Source organism: Micromonospora sediminicola (genome assembly GCF_900089585.1).
Lineage (GTDB): Bacteria > Actinomycetota > Actinomycetes > Mycobacteriales > Micromonosporaceae > Micromonospora > Micromonospora sediminicola.
In genome coordinates this window covers 1,970,406-1,987,446 of the sequence record NZ_FLRH01000003.1, presented here as the reverse complement: position 1 = coordinate 1,987,446, position 17,041 = coordinate 1,970,406, and the positions used below count along the sequence as shown (strand labels likewise).

Genomic DNA, 17,041 nt, shown 5'->3' with positions numbered 1-17,041 from the left:
GCCCGCCTGCATTCCTTGACAGTCATATAACCAGTGAGGCATATTGCCAGCGTGTCCGTGGACGCCTTCGCCGTACTGGCCGAACCCTCCCGCCGCCGCATCCTCGACCGGCTGCGCCGGGCGGAGAGCAGCGTCGGCGATCTGGTGGACGCGCTGGGGATGAGCCAGCCGGCCGTCTCCAAGCACCTGCGGGTGCTGCGCGAGGCCGGCCTGGTCACCTGCCGCACCGCCGCGCAGCGGCGGATCTACCGGGTCGACACCGGGCCGCTGCGGGCGGTGGACGACTGGCTCGGGCCCTACCGGCGGATGTGGGACACGCACCTCGACGCCCTGGAGCGCCACCTCGACAGTCAGGAGTGACCATGCAGCGCGACAACTTCCGCCCCGGCCCGCTCGCCGACGTCGAGCTGGTCCCCGGGGGCGACCGGTGGGACCTGGTGCTCGTCCGGGACCTCCGGCATCCGCCGGAGAAGGTGTGGGCCGCCCTCACCGACCCGGAACAGCTGGCGCAGTGGGCGCCGTTCCGGTCCGACCACGACCTCGGCGGCCCCGGCGAGACCACGCTGCGCACCGTCGACGGCGACCGGGCCCACCCGGCCCCGGCCCGGGTGCTGCGCGCCGACCGGCCACGCCTGCTGGAGTACACCTGGGGCGACGCCCTGCTCCGCTGGGAACTGACCCCGGCCGGCGCCGGCACCACGCTCACCGTCCGGCAGCGGATCGACCGGCCCGACCTCGCCCCGATGGTGGCCGCCGGCTGGCATCTCTGCCTCGACGTCGCCGGTCATCTGCTCGACGGCGATCCGGTCGGCCCGATCCGTGGCGCGGAGGCGAAGGACTTCGGCTGGGCGGAGCTGCGCGACGCGTACGCCGAGCGCCTGGACCGCCCCTGAACCTCAGGCCGCGCGGGCCGGCGGGTCCGGCAACGTGATCGCGTCCGAGGCCCGCCGGATCGGCTCGGCCACCCGGCTGACCATCCGCTCCCGTCCCGGCAGGCGCGGCAGAAGGCGCAGCATCGACGTCTGGAACCGGATCTGCGTGGCCGAGCCGAGCACCATCCCCTTCAGGTTGCGCTCGGCCAGGGCCTGGTTCGCCGCGACGAACGGCCGCATCCGCTGCTCGTACGCGGCGAACCCGGCCGCCGGCTGCCCGCCCGCCTCGGCCAGCGCGGCGGCCAGCACGTACGCGCCGACCAGCCCCAGGCTGGTGCCCTGACCGGAGGCCGGCGAGGCGGCGTAGGCGGCGTCGCCGACCAGGCCGACGCGGCCGGACGACCAGCGCTCCATCCGGACCTGGCTCATCGCGTCGAGGTAGAGGTCCGGCGCGTCCGGCAGCGCGGCGAGCAGCTCGGGCACCCGCCATCCGGAGCCGGCGAACGCCCGCCCCAGCAACGCCCGCTGCCCGGCGGCGTCGCCTTGGTCGGGGGCCTCGGCCGGCGAGCGGAAGAGGAAGAGCGCCCGGGCGTCGGGCGCGCCGGCGGTGCGGTAGACGCCGACGGTCCGCCCGGGGGCGGGGTGCAGCAGCTCGACCCGCTCCTCGCCGAACCCGGAGGGCACGGTGCAGATGGCGATGTGGTGCCCGAGCGGGCGCAGGTACGCCGACTCCGGGCCGAACGCGAGGCGTCGTACCGTCGAGTGCAGTCCGTCGGCGCCGATCACCAGGTCGAAGCGGCGGTGCGCGCCCCGCGCGAACGTCACGTCCATGCCGTCGGCGGTGGGGCGCAGCGCGGTGACCGAGTCGTCGAAGCGGTGTTCCACGTCTCCGGTCGCCGCCCGCAGGATCCGGGTCAGGTCGCCGCGCATGATCTCGACGTCGCCTCCCGTGCGGCCGCCGAAGAGGGCCGCGTCCATGGTGGCGAGTTGCCGGCCGCGCCGGTCGAGGAATCGGGCCAGGCGCATGCCGGTGTCGTGCGCCCGGACCGAACCGGTCAGGCCCATCCGGTCCAGCACGGTCAGGGCGGCGCCCCGGACGTCCACCTTGTAGCCGCCGTCGCGGGGCGCGGCGGCCCGTTCCACGACTGTGGGTCGGAAGCCGCGGTGTCGCAACCACCAGGCGAGGGCGCAGCCGGCGACACCGCCGCCGGAGATCAGCACATCGGTCATGCCGCCGACGGTACAAGCGTGTCAGACGTTTGTGCAAGACAGAATTCCAACACCTCGGTACGCTGTCCGGCATGGGTAATCGGGAGGACCTGCTCGCCGGGGCGAAGCGCTGCCTGATCGAGAAGGGCTACGCGGCCACGACCGCCCGGGACGTGGCCACCGCGGCGGGCACCAGCCTGGCCGCCATCGGCTACCACTTCCGCACCACGCGGGCGCTGCTCGACGAGGCGCTCGTCGGCGCGATGGCGGAGTGGGGCGAGGAACTGGACCGCGCGCTGGCCCGGGACGCCGGGCCGGACGCCGATCCCGAGCAGCGGTTCGAGCTGGCCTGGGAACGGATCATCGAGTCGTTCGCCCGACTGCGTCCCCTGTGGGCGGTGCAGTTCGAGCTGATCGCCCGGATGGACCGCTCCCCCGACCTGCGCGCGGCGTTCGCCGCCGCCAACCGCCGGGCGCGACTCGGGCTGGCCGAGGTGTTCCACCGCCTCGACCCGGACGCGGACGAGGCGACCGCGCTCAGGCTCGGCGCGTTCCACCAGGCGCTGCTCGGCGGCGTGGCGGCCCAGTGGCTGGTCGACCCGGACGCCGCACCCTCGGCGAAGGAGCTGACCCGGGCCCTGCGGACCGTCGCCCGGGAGCTGGGCCCGGGCTGACGAGCCGGGTCGACCGGGCCACCACCGGCACGACCGCCGCCGAACGGGCCGCCGTCAGCCCGAGGGCCGGACGGCCGCGGTACGACCGACGAACTCGAACGTCTGCCGCGCGGCCTCGACGGCGTCGTGCCGCTCCGCGGACGACCAGCCGCGCCCGGCCAGCGCCTGACGGAAGTCCCGCCAGTCGGCACCCGGGGCACGGCCGCTGCGCCGGAAGAAGCGTGTCCCCTCCCCCTCGGCCAGGCCGAGCCGGCGCTCCACCACGGGGGCGATCACGCTGCCGCCCAGGGCACTGCCGAGCAGCACGTACCGGCCGCCGACCGCCCGAGGCGTGGTGTCCAGGCGGACGCCGGACGTCCGGTCGGACGCGACCACACCCACCACGCCGAGCGCGGTCAGATCCGCCCGGAGCAGCGCGGCGGCCTCACCGAGCCGGGCACCGACCGGCAACCCGGTCCAGTCGGCGGCGGCGAGGTCCCGTTCCAGCGGCGCCCAGGCGGCGAGCAGCGCGGCGAGCGTGACGCCGAGGTCCGCCCGGCCACGGATCCGGTCGGGCAGGGCCAACCGGCGCTCCACCACGACGTGGTGGTCGCGGGTGCCCTCGCGCAGCGCGGTCAGCATCGGCGACACCACCACCGCCCGCCGGGGCCGGACCTGATCGGACATCCGGCGAGTATGCCCTGGCCCGTCCAGCGCCCGTCGGACGGAGTGGCGCGACGTGGTCCCCACCTCGCCACATTCTCGTGAATCGTTTCGACGGAATTCGACACGCGGTCCGGCGCGTCCCCTTTCCCGCACCACCCGCCGATCGCTCGACCGGGATCCGAATATGACGATCACGCGACGATTTGCTATCGGCGCCTTCATATTCGCGAGTGCCGCTCACCGACGCTCACACCGCCCGGCCGGTTCGAACGGGAAGCGTCCTGATCAGGGAAAATGCGGATCACGAGCGTGCGGACGGGCTCACCCGAAGACCCGGACGACCGAATTCGACCGCCGCTTTTTGTGTGCAGTTCCACATTCCCCGCAGTCCCGACTGGATTTGCGGCGATGACGTCGGTAGGTTTCTCGGCCGGCCCTCACGGCCCAGACAACGTGACCGATGTTGATATGACGGACGAGACGCGAAGACTGCCTCCACCGGCGCGATCCGCGGTGGCCGGCGTCGGAGAGGGGATCGTGTCCGCGCTCGCAGTGAAGTCGCTCTACAAAATATTCGGAAACCGAGCCGACGAAGCGGTGGGACGCCTGGCGGGCGGCGCACCGCGCGCCGAGGCCCTCGCCGGCCTGCCGGCCACGGCCGCCGTCATCGACGCGACCTTCGAGGTACGCCCCGGCGAGATCTTCGTCGTCATGGGCCTCTCCGGCTCCGGGAAGTCGACCCTCATCCGGATGCTGAACGGGCTGCTCCGACCCACCGCGGGCAGCGTCCGGATCGACGGGGTCGAGGTGACCTCGCTCAAGCCGGCCGCGCTGCGCAAGCTGCGCCGGGACAAGGTCAGCATGGTCTTCCAGCACTTCGCGCTCATGCCGCACCGCACCGTGCTGGAGAACGCCGGTTACGCGCTGGAGGTCGCCGGCCTGCCCAAGGCGCAGCGGCGGGAGCGCGCGATGGACGCGTTGCGCATGGTCGGGTTGACCGAGTGGGCGGACAAGCTCCCGCACGACCTCTCCGGTGGCATGCGCCAGCGGGTCGGCCTGGCCCGGGCACTGGCCGCCGGCACCGACATCCTGCTCATGGACGAGGCGTTCTCGGCGCTCGACCCGCTCATCCGGCGCGAGATCCAGGACCAGCTCCTGGAGTTGCAGGCCGAGCTGGGCAAGACGATCGTCTTCATCACCCACGACCTCAACGAGGCGATGCGCCTCGGTGATCGGATCGCGGTGATGCGCGACGGCCGTATCGTCCAGATCGGCACCGCCGAGGAGATCCTCACCGATCCGGCGAACGACTACGTGGCGCAGTTCGTGGCCGACGTGGACCGGACCCGGATCCTGACCGCCGCCTCCGTGATGGAGAAGCCGCACCACGTCCTCGACGTCAACGCCGGCCCCCGGGTCACCGCCCGGGCCCTGCGCGAGAGCCAGACCTCGGTGGTCTACGTGACCGGGCCGGGGAAGCGGTTCCTCGGCACGGTCACCGAGGACGAGGTGCTGCGCGCGCTGCGGGAGAACCGACCCAACCTCGACGGGTACGTCTCGGGCGAGCGGGTCCGCACCGTCACCGAGGAGACCGCCGTGGCCGACCTGTTCGCCGACTGCGCGGAGAGCCAGCACCCGGTGGCCGTCCTGGACGACAGGGACCGGCTGACCGGGGTGATCCCCCGGATCACCCTGCTCAGCGCGCTCGCCAGCGCCACCCCGGACGAAGCGCCGCACGCGTCGGCCCCGCACCCGCCGGTCCCGCGACCGGCCGAGCCCGCGACCGGGCCGGCCGAGGCGGAACTGGTCGGCGACAAGGAGAAGTCGGCATGAGCCTGCGCGAATCCCCGCTCGACGCCGCCCTGCCCCGGGTCCCGCTCGGTGAGTGGACGGAGTCCGCCGTGGACTGGGCCACCCGTACCCTCGGCCCGGTCTTCGACGCTGTCGCGTCAGTGGTCGAGGCCCTGGTCAGCCCGCTCGACCAACTGCTCAACGGCGTACCCGCCGTGGCGGTCGTCGCGGTGCTCGCCGCCCTGGGCTGGTGGCTGCGCGGCTGGAAGTTCGGCCTCGGCACCGCGGTCGGTCTCGGCCTGGTGGCCGGGATGCCGTACTGGGAGGAGACCATGAGCACGCTCGCGCAGGTGCTCGTGGCCAGCGTGCTCGCCCTGCTGCTGGCGATCCCGCTGGGCGTCTTCGTGGCCGAGAACAGGCGGGCCTCCGCGCTGGCCCGGCCGGTGCTGGACCTGATGCAGACGATGCCGGCGTTCGTCTACCTGATCCCGGCGATCTTCTTCTTCGGCATCGGCACGGTGCCGGGCGTGCTCGCCACGCTGGTGTTCAGCATGCCGCCCGGCGTCCGCCTGACCGAGCTGGGCCTGCGCCAGGTCGACAAGGAGATCGTGCAGGCGGCCGAGTCCTTCGGCGCGCCGCCGTGGATGGTGCTGCTGCGGACGAAGCTCCCGCTGGCGCTGCCGACGATCATGACCGGCGTGAACCAGGTGATCATGCTGGCCCTGTCCATGGTGGTCATCGCCGGCATGGTCGGCGCCGGCGGACTCGGCGACGTGATCATGTTCGCGCTCTCCCAGGTCGAGGTGGGCAGCGGCTTCGAGGGCGGGATCGCGGTCGTGGTCCTCGCCGTCGTGCTCGACCGGCTCACCGATTCCGTGGGCGACCGGTTCCCCTCCGCGCGGGCCCAGCGCCTCGCGCGCGAGGCCGCCTGACCGTCGCCCTCCCCGCCGGCACCCCTGGTTCCGCGTACGCGGAACCGCCGGCACCCCGAAAAGGAAGGGAAATTCTGTGTTCACGACAGTGAAGCGCGTGCTCGCGCTGGCGGTGACCGCCACCCTGGCCCTGGGCGGCGCGGCCGCCTGCGGCGAGAAGTCGGACGACGCGTCCGGCGCCGGCAAGAAGATCACCATCGGCTACATGGCCTGGGACGAGGCGATCGCCGCCTCGAACCTGTGGCAGCACATCCTGGAGGACAAGGGCTACCGGGTCCAGCTCAAGAACCTGGAGGCCGGGCTGGTCTACGGCGGCCTCGCGAACGGCGACATCGACCTGTTCCTGGACGGCTGGCTGCCGCTCACCCACGCCTCCTACGTGGAGAAGTACGGCGACAAGCTGGAGAAGCTGGGCGTGTGGCACGACGACGCCAGCCTCAGCATCGCGGTGCCGAAGTACGTCGAGGGCGTCGACTCGCTGGCCGACCTGGCCGGCAAGGCCGGCACGTTCGGCGGCGAGATGATCGGCATCGAGCCCGGCGCCGGCCTCACCAAGGCCACCCAGGAGCAGGTGCTCCCGCAGTACGGCCTGGACGGCTCGATGAAGCTGAAGACGTCCTCCACCCCGGCCATGCTGGCCGCGCTCGACGGCGCCATCGCGGACAAGAAGCCGATCGTGGTCACGCTCTGGCACCCGCACTGGGCCTACGCCAAGTACGAGCTGAAGGACCTGACCGACCCGAAGGGCACGCTGGGCAAGGCCGAGCAGATCAACACGTTCGGTCGGCAGGGCTTCAGCGAGGACTTCCCCGAGGTCGCCGCGATGCTGAAGAAGTTCAAGATGGACGGTGACCAGCTCGCGTCGCTGGAGGACCTGATGTTCAACACGCACAAGGGCGACGAGAAGAAGGCGGTCGAGGAGTGGCTGAAGGCCAACCCCGACTACCTGAAGACGCTCGCCTGAGCGAACGTCAGTGACCCCAGGGGCCCCGCCGGTTCGGCGGGGCCCCTGCCCGTCCTACCGGTCGTCACGCAGTGCGCCGGCGCAGCCAGCCGGCGCCGCCGGCGACCACCGTCGCCCCGATGGCGGTGCCGATCGCCACCAGCGCCGCCCCGATCGCCCACAGGCCGCTGTCGTCGCCCGCGGCGGCGTGCGCCGCCCACGGCACGGTGAACGCCACCGTCATCACCGAGGCGACCAGCCAGGTGTTCAGCCACCAGCCGCCGGCCACGGCGAGCGCCACCAGGGTCAGCACCGCGGCGGCCACCTGCCGGACCGCGTACGGTCCGCCGGCCGCGCCGGTCTCCGGGTCCACGGTCCAGCCGGACTCCCAGCTCAGCCAGGCCCACCAGGCGCCGGCCGTGGCCGCCGCGAGGATCAGCCCGCCGAGCACCGCACGTCTCGTCGTCACACCTGGAGATCCTGCCGGGCCGGGGTGGGCGGACGGATGAGCATCCGTACTCGTTTCCGGTGGGGTGCTGGCAGGATCTCCAGGTGTGACGAGTGTGTTCCGCCCGCCGGGCGCGCTGCCGCGGATCGTGCCGGCGGGGGCGCTCGCGGACGTCCCGGCCGACCGGTTCCTGGCGTTGCTGGAGGCGGTCACGATGATCCTCACCCTGCCCGGCCGTGCCGCGACACGAGTGGACGCGCTGGTGGTCCCCACCGGCCAGGGCGAGGACTGGCGCCTCACCGACGCGATCCGCGCCTGGGAGGTCGACCCGGCGCCGCGCCACCTGCTGGTGGCGAGCACCAACCCGGCAGAGCGGACCTACCGCCCGCTCACGCTGGACCGCCTGCGGGCGCTCGGGCTGCGCCGGGTCGACGGGGTCGTGCTCCAGGCCGAGCCGGCCGGCGACACCGGACAGCAGGCCCGGTGGATCGTCGACCGGGTTCGGGAGCTGGGCATCGGCAGTCTCGCGCTGGTCGTCTCCCCGTACCACCTGGTCCGGGTCTACCTCACCGTGTTGCGGGCCGCCGACGACGCCGGCCTGCGGGTGCCGGTGGTCCCGCTGCCCGTGGCGGTCGCCCCGCACGCCCCGGTGCCGGAGACCGGGGCGTGCGGGTACGACCTGGTGGCCGGCGAGGTCAGCCGGTTGCTCCGCTATCCCGACGAGGGCTGGATCGCCACCCCGGAGCGGCTGCGCGCCTATCTGCGGTGGCTCTGGACCGAGCACCGCGCCCTGCTCGCCGGCCCCGGGCCCGATCCGCTCAGTGCCAGTCGCTGATCCGCACGTCGCGCGGCGACGGCGCGCCCTCGCCGGTCTCCACCAGCGACTTCAGGCTCAGCAGGTAGGACCCCCACTTCGTGCCGCAGTGGTGCATGAACTCGACCGGCTCACGCCAGCCCCGGTGGGCGAAGAGCACGATCGTCCAGTCGCCGTCCTGGCGCAGGTCCCACTCGACGGTGGTGCCGACCCACTCCGGCGGGCCGTCCACCACCCGCCAGACCACCCGCTCGGACGGCCGCAGCTCGACGACCTCCATGTCGAACCCGCCGGGCGGGAAGCGGAACTCGAGGACGCCACCGACCTCGGGACTGCCCGTCGTGTCGTCGGTCCACCAGCCGGCCAGTCCGTCGACTGTCGTCAGCGCCTCGTACGCCGTCGTGGGGTCCGGGGTCCGCACCCCGATCCGGTGCAGGATGTCCACCATCTCGATCTCCTCGTCTCGTCATTCGGGTCGGGCGCGCTGGATCTCCTCGGCGATCCGCTTGATCCGCCGCAGGCGGGCGTCCCAGGCGGAGCCGACCGACGCGAGTTGGGCCACCGCGCGGGCGAGCTGGGCGTCGTCGACGCGGTAGCGCCGTTCCCGGCCGGCCGGGTCGCCCCGGACCAGACCGACCCGGTCCAGGACGCCGAGGTGCTTGGCCACCGCCTGGCGGGTCACCGGCATCTGCCGGCTCAGCGACGTGGCGGTGCCGCCGCCCTCGGCGAGCAGCAGGTCGAGCATCCGGCGGCGGGTGGGGTCCCCGATCGCGGACCACAGGTCGTCGTCGACCGGCTCGACCAGGGTGCTGGTCACGGCCGGACGGCCAGCGTCGCGGCGTAGGGCGGCAGTTGCGGCAGGAAGTGGTCCCAGCCGCTGACGTGGTCCCGGTACTGCTGCTCCAGCACGGCGATCTCCCAGCCCATCTCCCGGAAGCCCGTCTCGGTCATCCGCAGCAGGGTGCCGGCGCCCGACGGGGTCAGCTCGAACGTGACCAGCAGCGAGTTGCCCTCCACCGGCGTCTCGCCGGCGGGGTGGGTCCAGCGGAACGAGAACGCCCGGGGCGGGCGCGCGTCGACGACGGTGAACGGGACGACGGTGTCGCCGAAGACGATCTCCCCGGGCGCGCCGGGGGTCGGGGTGTAGCGGGCCTCGTCGGGCCACCATCTCGACAGGTGCTCGGGGCTGCTCACCACCTCGAAGACGATCTCGGGCGACGCCTCGACGAAGATCTCCCGCTCGATGGTTCCGTACTCCATGGCAACCTCCTGCAACCTTTGGTTGCAGATGACGCTAGCCGCCGCGGGCGCGACGCGCAACCATTTGTTGCATGTACGCGCCGGTGTCAGCGTCGTGTGGAACGCGTTGGCCGCTCTCCACTCGGTCGGCGCCGGCCCGGAGCACGTCGTGCGTACCGTCATCTACGTCGTCAGCGCCGACCAGGCCGTGCTCGCCCAGGTGTGGCGACGGTTCCTGGCCTCCCCGCTCGCGGCCGCGTTCACGACCGCCAGCACGCTGCTCGGGGTGGCCCAGCTCGGTTTCACCGGGCAGCTGGTCGAGCTGGACGTGACCTCGGCGCTGCCCGAGACGCCGTAGGCGACAGCTACCCGGGCTTCGCGATGATCACGCGGACCACGTCCCGGCGGTCTCGACGACCCGTCCGCGACCGCTGGGCGCGAGAAGTAACATGCCGGGCATCAGCGCGGCGACCGCCAGCCTCCCCGGCACCCCCGTCACGCGCGCTGAAGGGTCAACCTCGTGGCACGAGATTGCCGGTAACGGAATCCACCACCTGCCGGTCACGGAGGGGATTGCCGAGCCGCACGCGCACCCAGCGCGTCTCCGCGTGGTCGCCGCCCGACCACCACAGGGTCGGCTGCCGCGCGACCACATGCAGAATCACCCGATCCCCCTGGTCGTCAGCGTTCGTGCGCACGACCTCGAAATCGGGGTGCACCTCGACGCGTGCAACGAGGAATCCGGGGTCACCACCCACCTGGTAGGAGTCCACCGGCACCTCGAACTCCTGCGCTCGGCGGACGGCGCTCACCACGGCGTACGCGCTGATCACGAGCAGCACAGCGACCGCGACGAGGGCCCATCTCTTCGGCAGGAAGAGCCGCGGGGCAGACATGGTGACCTCCCTTCGAACCACGCGAGGTGGGGTTTTCAATCTTGACGCGGCGGGTGATGCGGACAAGACCAACCTCGGCGAGCCGCTTCCGGATCCGCGCGTACCCGGCCCGCGCCTCGGTCGGCCACTCGCCCCCGTCGAGCCTTCCGCCGAACTTGGAGCTGTGGCGGCCGGATCGCCCTCTCGTGCCACCTATGTCGACGACCACAACTCCATGATCGACGGGTGCTGCGGCCTAGGATCGCGGGGTGGGCAGGGTGGATCGGGCGAGCAGGGTGATCGAGGCGCCGGCGGAGACGGTCTACCGGGCGCTCCTCGACCGGGAGGCGCTGGAGGCGTGGTTGCCGCCGGAGGGCATGCGCGGGCGGATCGAGCGGTGGGATCCCCGACCCGGGGGCGGCTTCCGGATGGTGCTCACCTACCTCGACGCCGCCGACAGCCCGGGCAAGACGTCGGAGGCCACCGACGTCGTCGACGTCGGGTTCGCCGACCTGGCGCCGCCCGAGCGGGTGGTGCAGACGGCGGAGTTTCACGCCGACGACCCCGCGTACGCGGGCACCATGACCATGACCTGGGACCTCGCCGCCGCCGGCGACCGGACCGAGGTGACCGTCACCGCGACCGGCGTGCCGCCCGGCATCGACCAGGCGGCGCACGAGGAGGGCATCGCGTCGTCGCTGGCCAACCTCGCCGCGTACCTCGGGGCCGCCGGCTGAGCACGACCTCGGCACCCGCTCGGACACGGTGATTGGGAACGGTGATTCCGGGTAGCCGCCGCCGGTGACCGGAGAGCGGGACGGCAACGGCCGGCGGCACGGGCCGCCGCGGCGTGCCGGCCTCGACGCGGAGCGGTTCGACGAGGCGTGGGAGCGCGTGAACGAACGCGGCCGGACCGCGGGGCGGGACCGTCTCCAACAGTTGCGGATCAAGTCCGTACTCGCCGTCCAGGCCGGCCTGGCCGCGGCGCTGGCCTGGGCCGCCGCGCGCTGGCTCACCGGCATGCCGAGCCCGATCTTCGCCCCGGCCGCGGCCGTCGCCGTGATCACGTCGTCGTTCGGGCGGCGGCTGCCCAACACCGTCGAGCTGCTCGCCGGGGTGACACTCGGGATCTTCGTGTCGGACCTGCTGATCGAGGCGATCGGCGTCGGCGTGTGGCAGACCGGGGTGATCGTCACGGCGGCCATCCTGGTGGCCCTGGCGCTGAGCACCCGCGGCGGGATCGTCGGCAACGCCAGCGGCACGGCGGTGCTGCTGGGCGCGCTCTCCTCCTCCCGACACACGCTGGAGTTCCCCCGGTTCGTCGACGCGCTCATCGGCGGCGCCGTCGGGTTGGCGGTGACGTTGCTGCTGGTGCCGATCAACCCGCTCCGGGTGATGCGGCGGGTGGCCGCGCCGACGCTGCGGGAGCTGGCCGACCAGCTCCGGCTGACCGCGTCCGCGTTGCGGCGTCGTGACCACGCGCTGGCCGAACGGGCCCTGACCCGCTCGCAGGAGATCGGGGCCGAGCTGGGCACATTCTGGGACGCCTTCGGCGGCGCGAAGGAGACCGCACAGCTCGCTCCCGCCCGGTGGCCGCGGCGGCGGTCCGTCCGGCACTACCAGATGAGCGCCCCGGAGGTGGATCAGGCGGTCTGGAACACCCGTGTGCTGGCTCGTCGGGTCCTCGTGCTGATCGAGGACGGGGAGCCGGTGCCGGAGACCCTGCCCGACGCCGTCGACGCGCTGGGCGCGGCCGTGCACGCCCTGCAGCAGGAGGTGGTGTCCGGCTGGGGCCCGCAGGACGCCCGCCGGCACGCGCTGCGCGCGGTGGCCGAGGCGACGCGCGCCGAGATGGCGGGCACCGGACTGTCCGGCACGGTGATCGTGGGGCAGGTCCGCTCGGCCGTCAGCGACGTGTTGCAGTCGACCGGGATGGACCGGACGGAGGCGCTGCGCCGGATCCGGGACGTGGCCGCCGGGCAGTCCCGTCCGGACCCCTGACGGTCCACCCGTCCCGGTAGCGTGCGCTGATGGCAGTGACAGCAGCGGGGGTCTTCCGTCGGACGCCGCTCGAGCGCTCCGACCAGCGTGTCGCCTGGCGCCGCACGAACCAGGCCTTCTTCGCGGCCGGGGCCTGCCACATCCTGGCCTGGGTGTGCCGGGACACCTACCCCGACCGGGCGATCGGCACGACCGGGTTGCGCTTCGCGGACGACCGCCAGGTCTTCCACGTGTACGCGACCTGGGCGGGCTGGGCGTTCGACCACGCCGGCTGGAACCCGGAGCCGGACCTGCTCGCGGTCAATCGCGACTTCGAACGCCGCCCGGTGGAACGGGTGCCGCTCGCGGACGACCTCGCCGCCTTCTGCGCGGCGCACCACCACCGCATGCCGCACCGGTACTGGCGGGACCCGATCCCCCGGGCACGCGCCTACCTCGACCGGTACGCGCCGCCGTGGACCCGGGGACGGTCGTGAAGGTCGCTGGTCGCAGGGCGGCGAGCTGTGCTTTCATGCCGCGGGTGACAAGCGACGAGGTGTCCGGCGCGGACACGCCCCTGAGCGCCCGACGGCGGACCGACCGCGACCTCGGCGACTGTGTGCGCGTGCTGGCGGAGGTTCATCAGCGCGACGGCTATCCGGTGAACTGGCCCGACGTCCCGCACACGTGGCTCACGCCGCCGTCGCTCCTCGCCGCGTGGGTGGCGGAACGGGACGGCCGGGTGGTCGGCCATGTCGGCCTGTCCCGGAGCGGGGCGGGAGACGTGGCGCCGGGACTGTGGGGCGCCCGCGCGGGTGTGGATGTCGACGGGGCCGCCGTGGTCAACCGACTGTTCGTCGCTCCGTCCGCCCGCGGCCACGGGATCGCCGCGTTGCTGATGGCGCGGGCTGTCGGCGAGGCACGGCATCGCGGCCTGCACCCGGTGCTCGACGTGGTGGCGTCCGACACCGCGGCGGTGGCTCTCTACGAGCGGCTCGGCTGGCACCTCCTGGGCACGGTCGACCAGCAGTGGAGCCCGGGGCAGCGGGTGACCGTCCGGTGTTACGCGGCGGCAGCCTGACGGTGCGCCCCGATGCTCAGTCGTCGCCCCGGATCCGGGCGTGCAGGTGCATGTCGTGTCGTCCGTCGGCGTGGACGGCGTCACTGCGTTTCGTGCCCTCCAGCCGGAACCCGGCCTTGACCGCCACCCGGCACGACGCGAGGTTACGGGTCGAATGGTCCAGGTGCAGGCGGTGGAAGCCGGCGTCGCCGAGCGCCCACCCGCTCACCGCCCGCAACGCCCGGGAGGCCACGCCCGCTCCCCGCGCGGCCGGCAGGACCCAGTAGGCGCACACCGCCGACCCGTCGTCGAGATCGAAGCCGCCCACCACCATGCGGCCCAGCACCTCACCACCGTCGCGGGTCACCGCCCAGCTCACGCCCGTCTCCTGCCGCCACGCCCGGTGGTAGTGGGCGAACCACTCCCGGACCTGCTCCTCGGACGTGGGTCGACGGGTGTGCCAGCGCTGGATCTCCGGGTCCTCGTAGGCGGCGAGGACGACCGGCGCGTCGGACGGCTCCCAGGGCCGCAGGAGCAGCCCGCCGCCGGCGTCGAGAACCGGCTGGGGACCGCGGGCGAGGGAGCCGGCGGGCATGGCAGGGGGTGTGGAGAGAGGAAACCGCACCGCCTGATCCTGCCCTGACGACGCCGCCCGGCGTCAAGGCTCCGCACCCCTGCGACGGCCCGGGCCCGCCGTTGCGCGGCGGGCCCGGCACCGCGGCGGCGGCAGGGCGACGCTCCGATCCGCGCCGGCAGCGGCTCAGCGGGGGACGGGGCTCGCCACCGCTGCGCCCGGCGCCCCCGGATCGGGGGCCGGCATGCCCGGTCGGCCCGGGGCCGGCGCGCCCGCCGGGGGCGGAACCGGCCGAGCGGTCCCGCTCGGGCTCGGACTGGGTGCGCCCGGCGGAGGCGGAACCGCCCGAGCGGTCCCGCTCGGGCTCGGGACCGGCGTGCCGGGAGCGCCCGACGGAGGGGGAACGGTTCCCCGTGCGCCGCCGGGACTCGGGACCGGCTCACCCGGCGGACCCGGAACCGGCTCGTCCGGCCCGCTCGGGCTCGGCTTCGGGACGATCGTCGCCGGACGTGACGGCGGCCCGTCGTCGCCCCGGTCCGCGTAGGCGAACGGCGCCGCGATGACGAGCGCGGCCAGCAGGCCCGCCGTACCCACCACCACGGTGTTCCGCCGGCGGTGGCGTACGCGTCGTTCCGCCCTGGTCAGAGAGTCCTGCACGGTCGGTGCCTCCTCGGCGATCTCGGTGAGGGTGGTGCGGAGGACGTGCTCGAACGGGTCGGTCATCGCTGCATCTCCAGAAGCTCGCCGGCCGGCAGGAGCTGACGCAAGCGGGCGACCGCACGGCCGGTGCGGCTGCGCACGGTCCCGACCGAACAGCCCAGCAGCTCGGCGACCTGCGCCTCCGGCAGGTCCTCGTAGTAGCGCAGGACCACGACGGTCCGCTGCGCCGGCGTGAGTTGCCGGAGCGCCGCCCGCAACGCCAGCCGCAGGTCCGCTCCCCCGCTCGGGTCGGCCACCACCGGCGTACCGAGGTCGACCGGTGTCTCACGCCGCCGACGCAGCCGCCGCCACCAGCTCACCTGCTCCCGGTACATGACCGCCCGCAGGTAGCCCTCCGGGTCGGCGTGACGGATGCTCCGCCACTTCGGGATCACCTTCGACAGCGCCGACTGGAACAGGTCCTCCGCGCTGCTCCGGTCGCCGGTGAGCAGGTAGGCGACCCGGATCAGCGCCGGCGCGCGACTCGCCACGAACTCGGCCAGCACCGCCCGTTCGTCCTCTTCCACCGCACCACCCTCGTTTCCTCGTCCACCCCTCACAGACGCCTGGGAGCCCCACCGCTATCCCGCCCCGTCGAGATTGTCGAGGGCTGTCAGCGGTCCGGGACCGGCGGTATCGTCCGGCGCGTGCCGCACACCGACTGGTCCGACGTACGCGAACGGCTGGCCCGCCTGGCCGCCGCGCCCGCCGCCTCCGCCGTCTTCGGATCCGCCGGCCACCGGTGGGAACTGGAGCCGCCCCTGAGCACCGGGGACCTGGCCGAGGTGGAGGCACAGCTCGGGGTGGAGCTGCCCGGTGAGTACCGGGCCTTCCTGCTCGTCGCGGGCCGGGGCGGCGCGGGACCGGCGTACGGGCTCTTCCCGCTGCGCCGGCACGACGGACGGTGGTCGTGGGAGGGCGACGGCGCCGACCTCACCGACCTGGGCACGCTCGCGCGGCCCTTTCCGCACGTCGAGGCGTTCAACCCGGCCGACGAGCTGCCCGGCCCGCCCGACGAGGACGACTTCGACTCGGAGGAGGAGTTCAACGCGGCCGAGGACGCGTACTGGGAACAGCACGACGCCGTGGTGTTTCGGCCGGAGCACTCGGTCGGCCTGCTCTACCTGTGTCATCTCGGCTGTGCGCTACGGGAGGCGCTGGTCGTCAGCGGACCGGCGCGGGGCCAGATGTGGACGGACGACACCGCCTCGGACGGCGGTTACCAACCGCTGCGCGACGAGGACGGAACCCCCCTCGGCTTCGCCCGGTGGTACCGGCGCTGGCTGGAGGAGGCCGAGAGCCGTGTGGCACGTCGGGCCCGGGACAATGTTCACTGTGACAGCACCTGAGATCACCGTCGCCACGGCGGAGGACCGGGGCCGGGTCGTCGCCTCGCTGGTCGCCGCGTTCACCAAGGACCCCGTCCTGCGGTTCCTGTTCCCCGACGACGCGACCTACGCGCCCTACGCCGGCGCCTTCTTCGGGCACCTCTTCGACAAGCGGCTGCCCAAGGGAACGATCTGGACGGTCGAGCGCGGCGCGTCGGTCGCCATCTGGGAACCACCCGCCGGCGAGGGCAACGCGCCGGACGACGACCTCGCCGACCGACTTCCCGCCGACGTGCTGCGGCGGGTCCGCGCGTACGACCGGGCGGTCCACGCCGCACTGCCCGCCGCCCCCTTCTGGTATCTCGGGGTGTTGGGCACGCACCCGGACCACGCCGGCCACGGGTGGGGCCACGCCCTCATGCGGGTGGGGCTGAACCGGGCCGCCGCCGACGGCCTGCCGGCGGTCCTGGAGACGAGCAACCCCGACAACGTCGAGGTCTACCGGCGCGCCGGCTGGGAGGTGGCGCACCGCTTCGCGGAACCCGTGCCGACCTGGGTCATGCGGCAGTCGACTCGCTGACCATGACGCCGGTTCTGTCCCGACGGGATGCCATCATCGGCTCGTGTCGCTGTGGGACGTCGTCGGGCGCATCGGAATACCGCTGATCGTCGTCGGCGGCGCCGTAGCAGCGGTGTTCGTCGCCACATCCGAGCCACCCGACAGGTTCTCCCGGCCGCACGGCTGGCAGTGGGCGTGGGTCGGGCTGTGGCTCATGACCGCCGGTGACGCGGCGTTCGGCGACGACAGGTCGTCGTTCGAGCGGGGTTGGAAGGGCGCCACCGCGCTTCTCGTCGCGGTGGCTGTCGTCGTCGCCGCACGGCGCCACCGCCGGTGGCGGAAGCATGTCCGCTCCACCGACGACTCAACTCCAGCGGCCCGCCCACATCGCCGGTGAGG

General features: G+C 73.4%; 24 protein-coding genes. 15 read left to right on the top strand and 9 right to left on the bottom strand.

Annotated elements, in window-relative coordinates; genetic code table 11:
* Window positions 1-51 precede the first annotated feature (51 nt).
* Together GA0070622_RS10000 and GA0070622_RS09995 are read left to right on the top strand one after the other, a co-directional pair.
* Window positions 52-360, top strand: a complete 309-nt coding sequence (locus GA0070622_RS10000) for an ArsR/SmtB family transcription factor (RefSeq protein WP_172967944.1) — start codon at window positions 52-54, stop codon at window positions 358-360.
* A gap of 2 nt (window positions 361-362) precedes the next feature.
* The gene (locus GA0070622_RS09995; protein WP_091572410.1) at window positions 363-893 is read left to right on the top strand and encodes an SRPBCC family protein; all 531 of its coding nucleotides are present in this window, start codon (window positions 363-365) and stop codon (window positions 891-893) included.
* Between the two features lie 3 nt (window positions 894-896).
* Here GA0070622_RS09995 and GA0070622_RS09990 read toward each other — a convergent pair whose 3' ends face one another.
* The gene (locus GA0070622_RS09990; RefSeq protein ID WP_091572406.1) at window positions 897-2,102 is read right to left on the bottom strand and encodes an FAD-dependent monooxygenase; all 1,206 of its coding nucleotides are present in this window, start codon (window positions 2,100-2,102) and stop codon (window positions 897-899) included.
* Between the two features lie 71 nt (window positions 2,103-2,173).
* Here GA0070622_RS09990 and GA0070622_RS09985 point away from each other — a divergent pair, with 71 nt between their 5' ends.
* On the top strand, window positions 2,174-2,755 hold the full coding sequence (locus GA0070622_RS09985; protein ID WP_091572402.1) for a TetR/AcrR family transcriptional regulator: 582 nt from the start codon (window positions 2,174-2,176) through the stop codon (window positions 2,753-2,755).
* Between the two features lie 54 nt (window positions 2,756-2,809).
* Here GA0070622_RS09985 and GA0070622_RS09980 read toward each other — a convergent pair whose 3' ends face one another.
* A complete protein-coding gene (locus GA0070622_RS09980) occupies window positions 2,810-3,421 on the bottom strand; it encodes a biliverdin-producing heme oxygenase (RefSeq protein ID WP_176710438.1) in 612 nt (203 codons plus the stop codon).
* Between the two features lie 576 nt (window positions 3,422-3,997).
* Here GA0070622_RS09980 and GA0070622_RS09975 point away from each other — a divergent pair.
* The 3 genes from GA0070622_RS09975 (at window position 3,998) to GA0070622_RS09965 (ending at window position 7,087) form a co-directional block, all read left to right on the top strand.
* Window positions 3,998-5,233 (top strand): quaternary amine ABC transporter ATP-binding protein, encoded by a 1,236-nt coding sequence (locus GA0070622_RS09975; RefSeq protein ID WP_245666164.1) that lies wholly within the window; start codon window positions 3,998-4,000, stop codon window positions 5,231-5,233.
* Window positions 5,230-6,123 (top strand): ABC transporter permease, encoded by an 894-nt coding sequence (locus tag GA0070622_RS09970; protein WP_091572396.1) that lies wholly within the window; start codon window positions 5,230-5,232, stop codon window positions 6,121-6,123. The genes GA0070622_RS09975 and GA0070622_RS09970 overlap by 4 nt, the downstream gene beginning before the upstream one ends.
* A 76-nt stretch (window positions 6,124-6,199) precedes the next feature.
* Window positions 6,200-7,087: a glycine betaine ABC transporter substrate-binding protein gene (locus GA0070622_RS09965; protein ID WP_091572393.1), complete on the top strand. Its 888-nt coding sequence runs from the start codon at window positions 6,200-6,202 to the stop codon at window positions 7,085-7,087.
* Between the two features lie 64 nt (window positions 7,088-7,151).
* Here the strand turns inward: GA0070622_RS09965 and GA0070622_RS09960 are convergent, their stop codons facing one another.
* A complete protein-coding gene (locus tag GA0070622_RS09960; RefSeq protein WP_091572390.1) occupies window positions 7,152-7,535 on the bottom strand; it encodes a hypothetical protein in 384 nt (127 codons plus the stop codon).
* Window positions 7,536-7,620: 85 nt separating this feature from the next.
* Between GA0070622_RS09960 and GA0070622_RS09955 the strand changes: the two genes are divergently transcribed.
* The gene (locus GA0070622_RS09955; protein WP_245666163.1) at window positions 7,621-8,349 is read left to right on the top strand and encodes a hypothetical protein; all 729 of its coding nucleotides are present in this window, start codon (window positions 7,621-7,623) and stop codon (window positions 8,347-8,349) included.
* Here the strand turns inward: GA0070622_RS09955 and GA0070622_RS09950 are convergent.
* From GA0070622_RS09950 to GA0070622_RS09940, 3 genes are read right to left on the bottom strand one after another with little or no spacing between them, the layout of a single operon-like run.
* Entirely contained in the window at window positions 8,333-8,776 is a 444-nt protein-coding gene (locus GA0070622_RS09950; RefSeq protein WP_091572386.1) for an SRPBCC family protein, read from the bottom strand. The two genes, GA0070622_RS09955 and GA0070622_RS09950, sit on opposite strands and share 17 nt — an antisense overlap.
* 18 nt (window positions 8,777-8,794) lie before the next feature.
* Window positions 8,795-9,145 (bottom strand): ArsR/SmtB family transcription factor, encoded by a 351-nt coding sequence (locus GA0070622_RS09945; protein WP_091572381.1) that lies wholly within the window; start codon window positions 9,143-9,145, stop codon window positions 8,795-8,797.
* Window positions 9,142-9,588, bottom strand: coding sequence for an SRPBCC family protein (locus GA0070622_RS09940; RefSeq protein WP_091572377.1), 447 nt, complete (start codon window positions 9,586-9,588; stop codon window positions 9,142-9,144). The genes GA0070622_RS09945 and GA0070622_RS09940 overlap by 4 nt, the downstream gene beginning before the upstream one ends.
* Window positions 9,589-9,616: 28 nt before the next feature.
* Between GA0070622_RS09940 and GA0070622_RS09935 the strand changes: the two genes are divergently transcribed.
* On the top strand, window positions 9,617-9,925 hold the full coding sequence (locus tag GA0070622_RS09935; RefSeq protein WP_218060571.1) for a RidA family protein: 309 nt from the start codon (window positions 9,617-9,619) through the stop codon (window positions 9,923-9,925).
* 154 nt (window positions 9,926-10,079) lie between these two features.
* Here the strand turns inward: GA0070622_RS09935 and GA0070622_RS09930 are convergent, their stop codons facing one another.
* Entirely contained in the window at window positions 10,080-10,463 is a 384-nt protein-coding gene (locus GA0070622_RS09930; RefSeq protein ID WP_141684542.1) for a hypothetical protein, read from the bottom strand.
* A 248-nt stretch (window positions 10,464-10,711) separates the two neighbouring features.
* Between GA0070622_RS09930 and GA0070622_RS09925 the strand changes: the two genes are divergently transcribed.
* The 4 genes from GA0070622_RS09925 (at window position 10,712) to GA0070622_RS09910 (ending at window position 13,503) form a co-directional block, all read left to right on the top strand.
* Complete coding sequence (locus tag GA0070622_RS09925; protein WP_091572369.1) at window positions 10,712-11,179, top strand: SRPBCC family protein; 468 nt, start codon at window positions 10,712-10,714, stop codon at window positions 11,177-11,179.
* A gap of 64 nt (window positions 11,180-11,243) precedes the next feature.
* Window positions 11,244-12,443 (top strand): FUSC family protein, encoded by a 1,200-nt coding sequence (locus GA0070622_RS09920; protein ID WP_091572366.1) that lies wholly within the window; start codon window positions 11,244-11,246, stop codon window positions 12,441-12,443.
* A 29-nt stretch (window positions 12,444-12,472) separates the two neighbouring features.
* Window positions 12,473-12,919 carry a hypothetical protein gene (locus tag GA0070622_RS09915; protein WP_091572362.1) on the top strand — a complete coding sequence of 149 codons (447 nt, stop codon included), beginning with the start codon at window positions 12,473-12,475 and terminating at the stop codon, window positions 12,917-12,919.
* A gap of 44 nt (window positions 12,920-12,963) precedes the next feature.
* Window positions 12,964-13,503, top strand: coding sequence for a GNAT family N-acetyltransferase (locus GA0070622_RS09910; protein WP_218060570.1), 540 nt, complete (start codon window positions 12,964-12,966; stop codon window positions 13,501-13,503).
* Between the two features lie 16 nt (window positions 13,504-13,519).
* Here the strand turns inward: GA0070622_RS09910 and GA0070622_RS09905 are convergent, their stop codons facing one another.
* On the bottom strand, window positions 13,520-14,077 hold the full coding sequence (locus tag GA0070622_RS09905; protein WP_176558926.1) for a GNAT family N-acetyltransferase: 558 nt from the start codon (window positions 14,075-14,077) through the stop codon (window positions 13,520-13,522).
* A gap of 698 nt (window positions 14,078-14,775) precedes the next feature.
* Window positions 14,776-15,282 carry a SigE family RNA polymerase sigma factor gene (locus GA0070622_RS09895; protein WP_091572349.1) on the bottom strand — a complete coding sequence of 169 codons (507 nt, stop codon included), beginning with the start codon at window positions 15,280-15,282 and terminating at the stop codon, window positions 14,776-14,778.
* A 120-nt stretch (window positions 15,283-15,402) separates the two neighbouring features.
* On the opposite strand from GA0070622_RS09895, the gene GA0070622_RS32485 reads away from it, so the two are divergent.
* The 3 genes from GA0070622_RS32485 to GA0070622_RS09880 are packed head-to-tail and all read left to right on the top strand — an operon-like array spanning window position 15,403 to window position 17,039.
* On the top strand, window positions 15,403-16,104 hold the full coding sequence (locus GA0070622_RS32485) for an SMI1/KNR4 family protein (RefSeq protein WP_091572343.1): 702 nt from the start codon (window positions 15,403-15,405) through the stop codon (window positions 16,102-16,104).
* Window positions 16,082-16,663 (top strand): GNAT family N-acetyltransferase, encoded by a 582-nt coding sequence (locus tag GA0070622_RS09885; protein ID WP_091572339.1) that lies wholly within the window; start codon window positions 16,082-16,084, stop codon window positions 16,661-16,663. The genes GA0070622_RS32485 and GA0070622_RS09885 overlap by 23 nt, the downstream gene beginning before the upstream one ends.
* 43 nt (window positions 16,664-16,706) lie before the next feature.
* Window positions 16,707-17,039 carry a hypothetical protein gene (locus tag GA0070622_RS09880; RefSeq protein ID WP_091572334.1) on the top strand — a complete coding sequence of 111 codons (333 nt, stop codon included), beginning with the start codon at window positions 16,707-16,709 and terminating at the stop codon, window positions 17,037-17,039.
* Window positions 17,040-17,041: the final 2 nt, after the last annotated feature.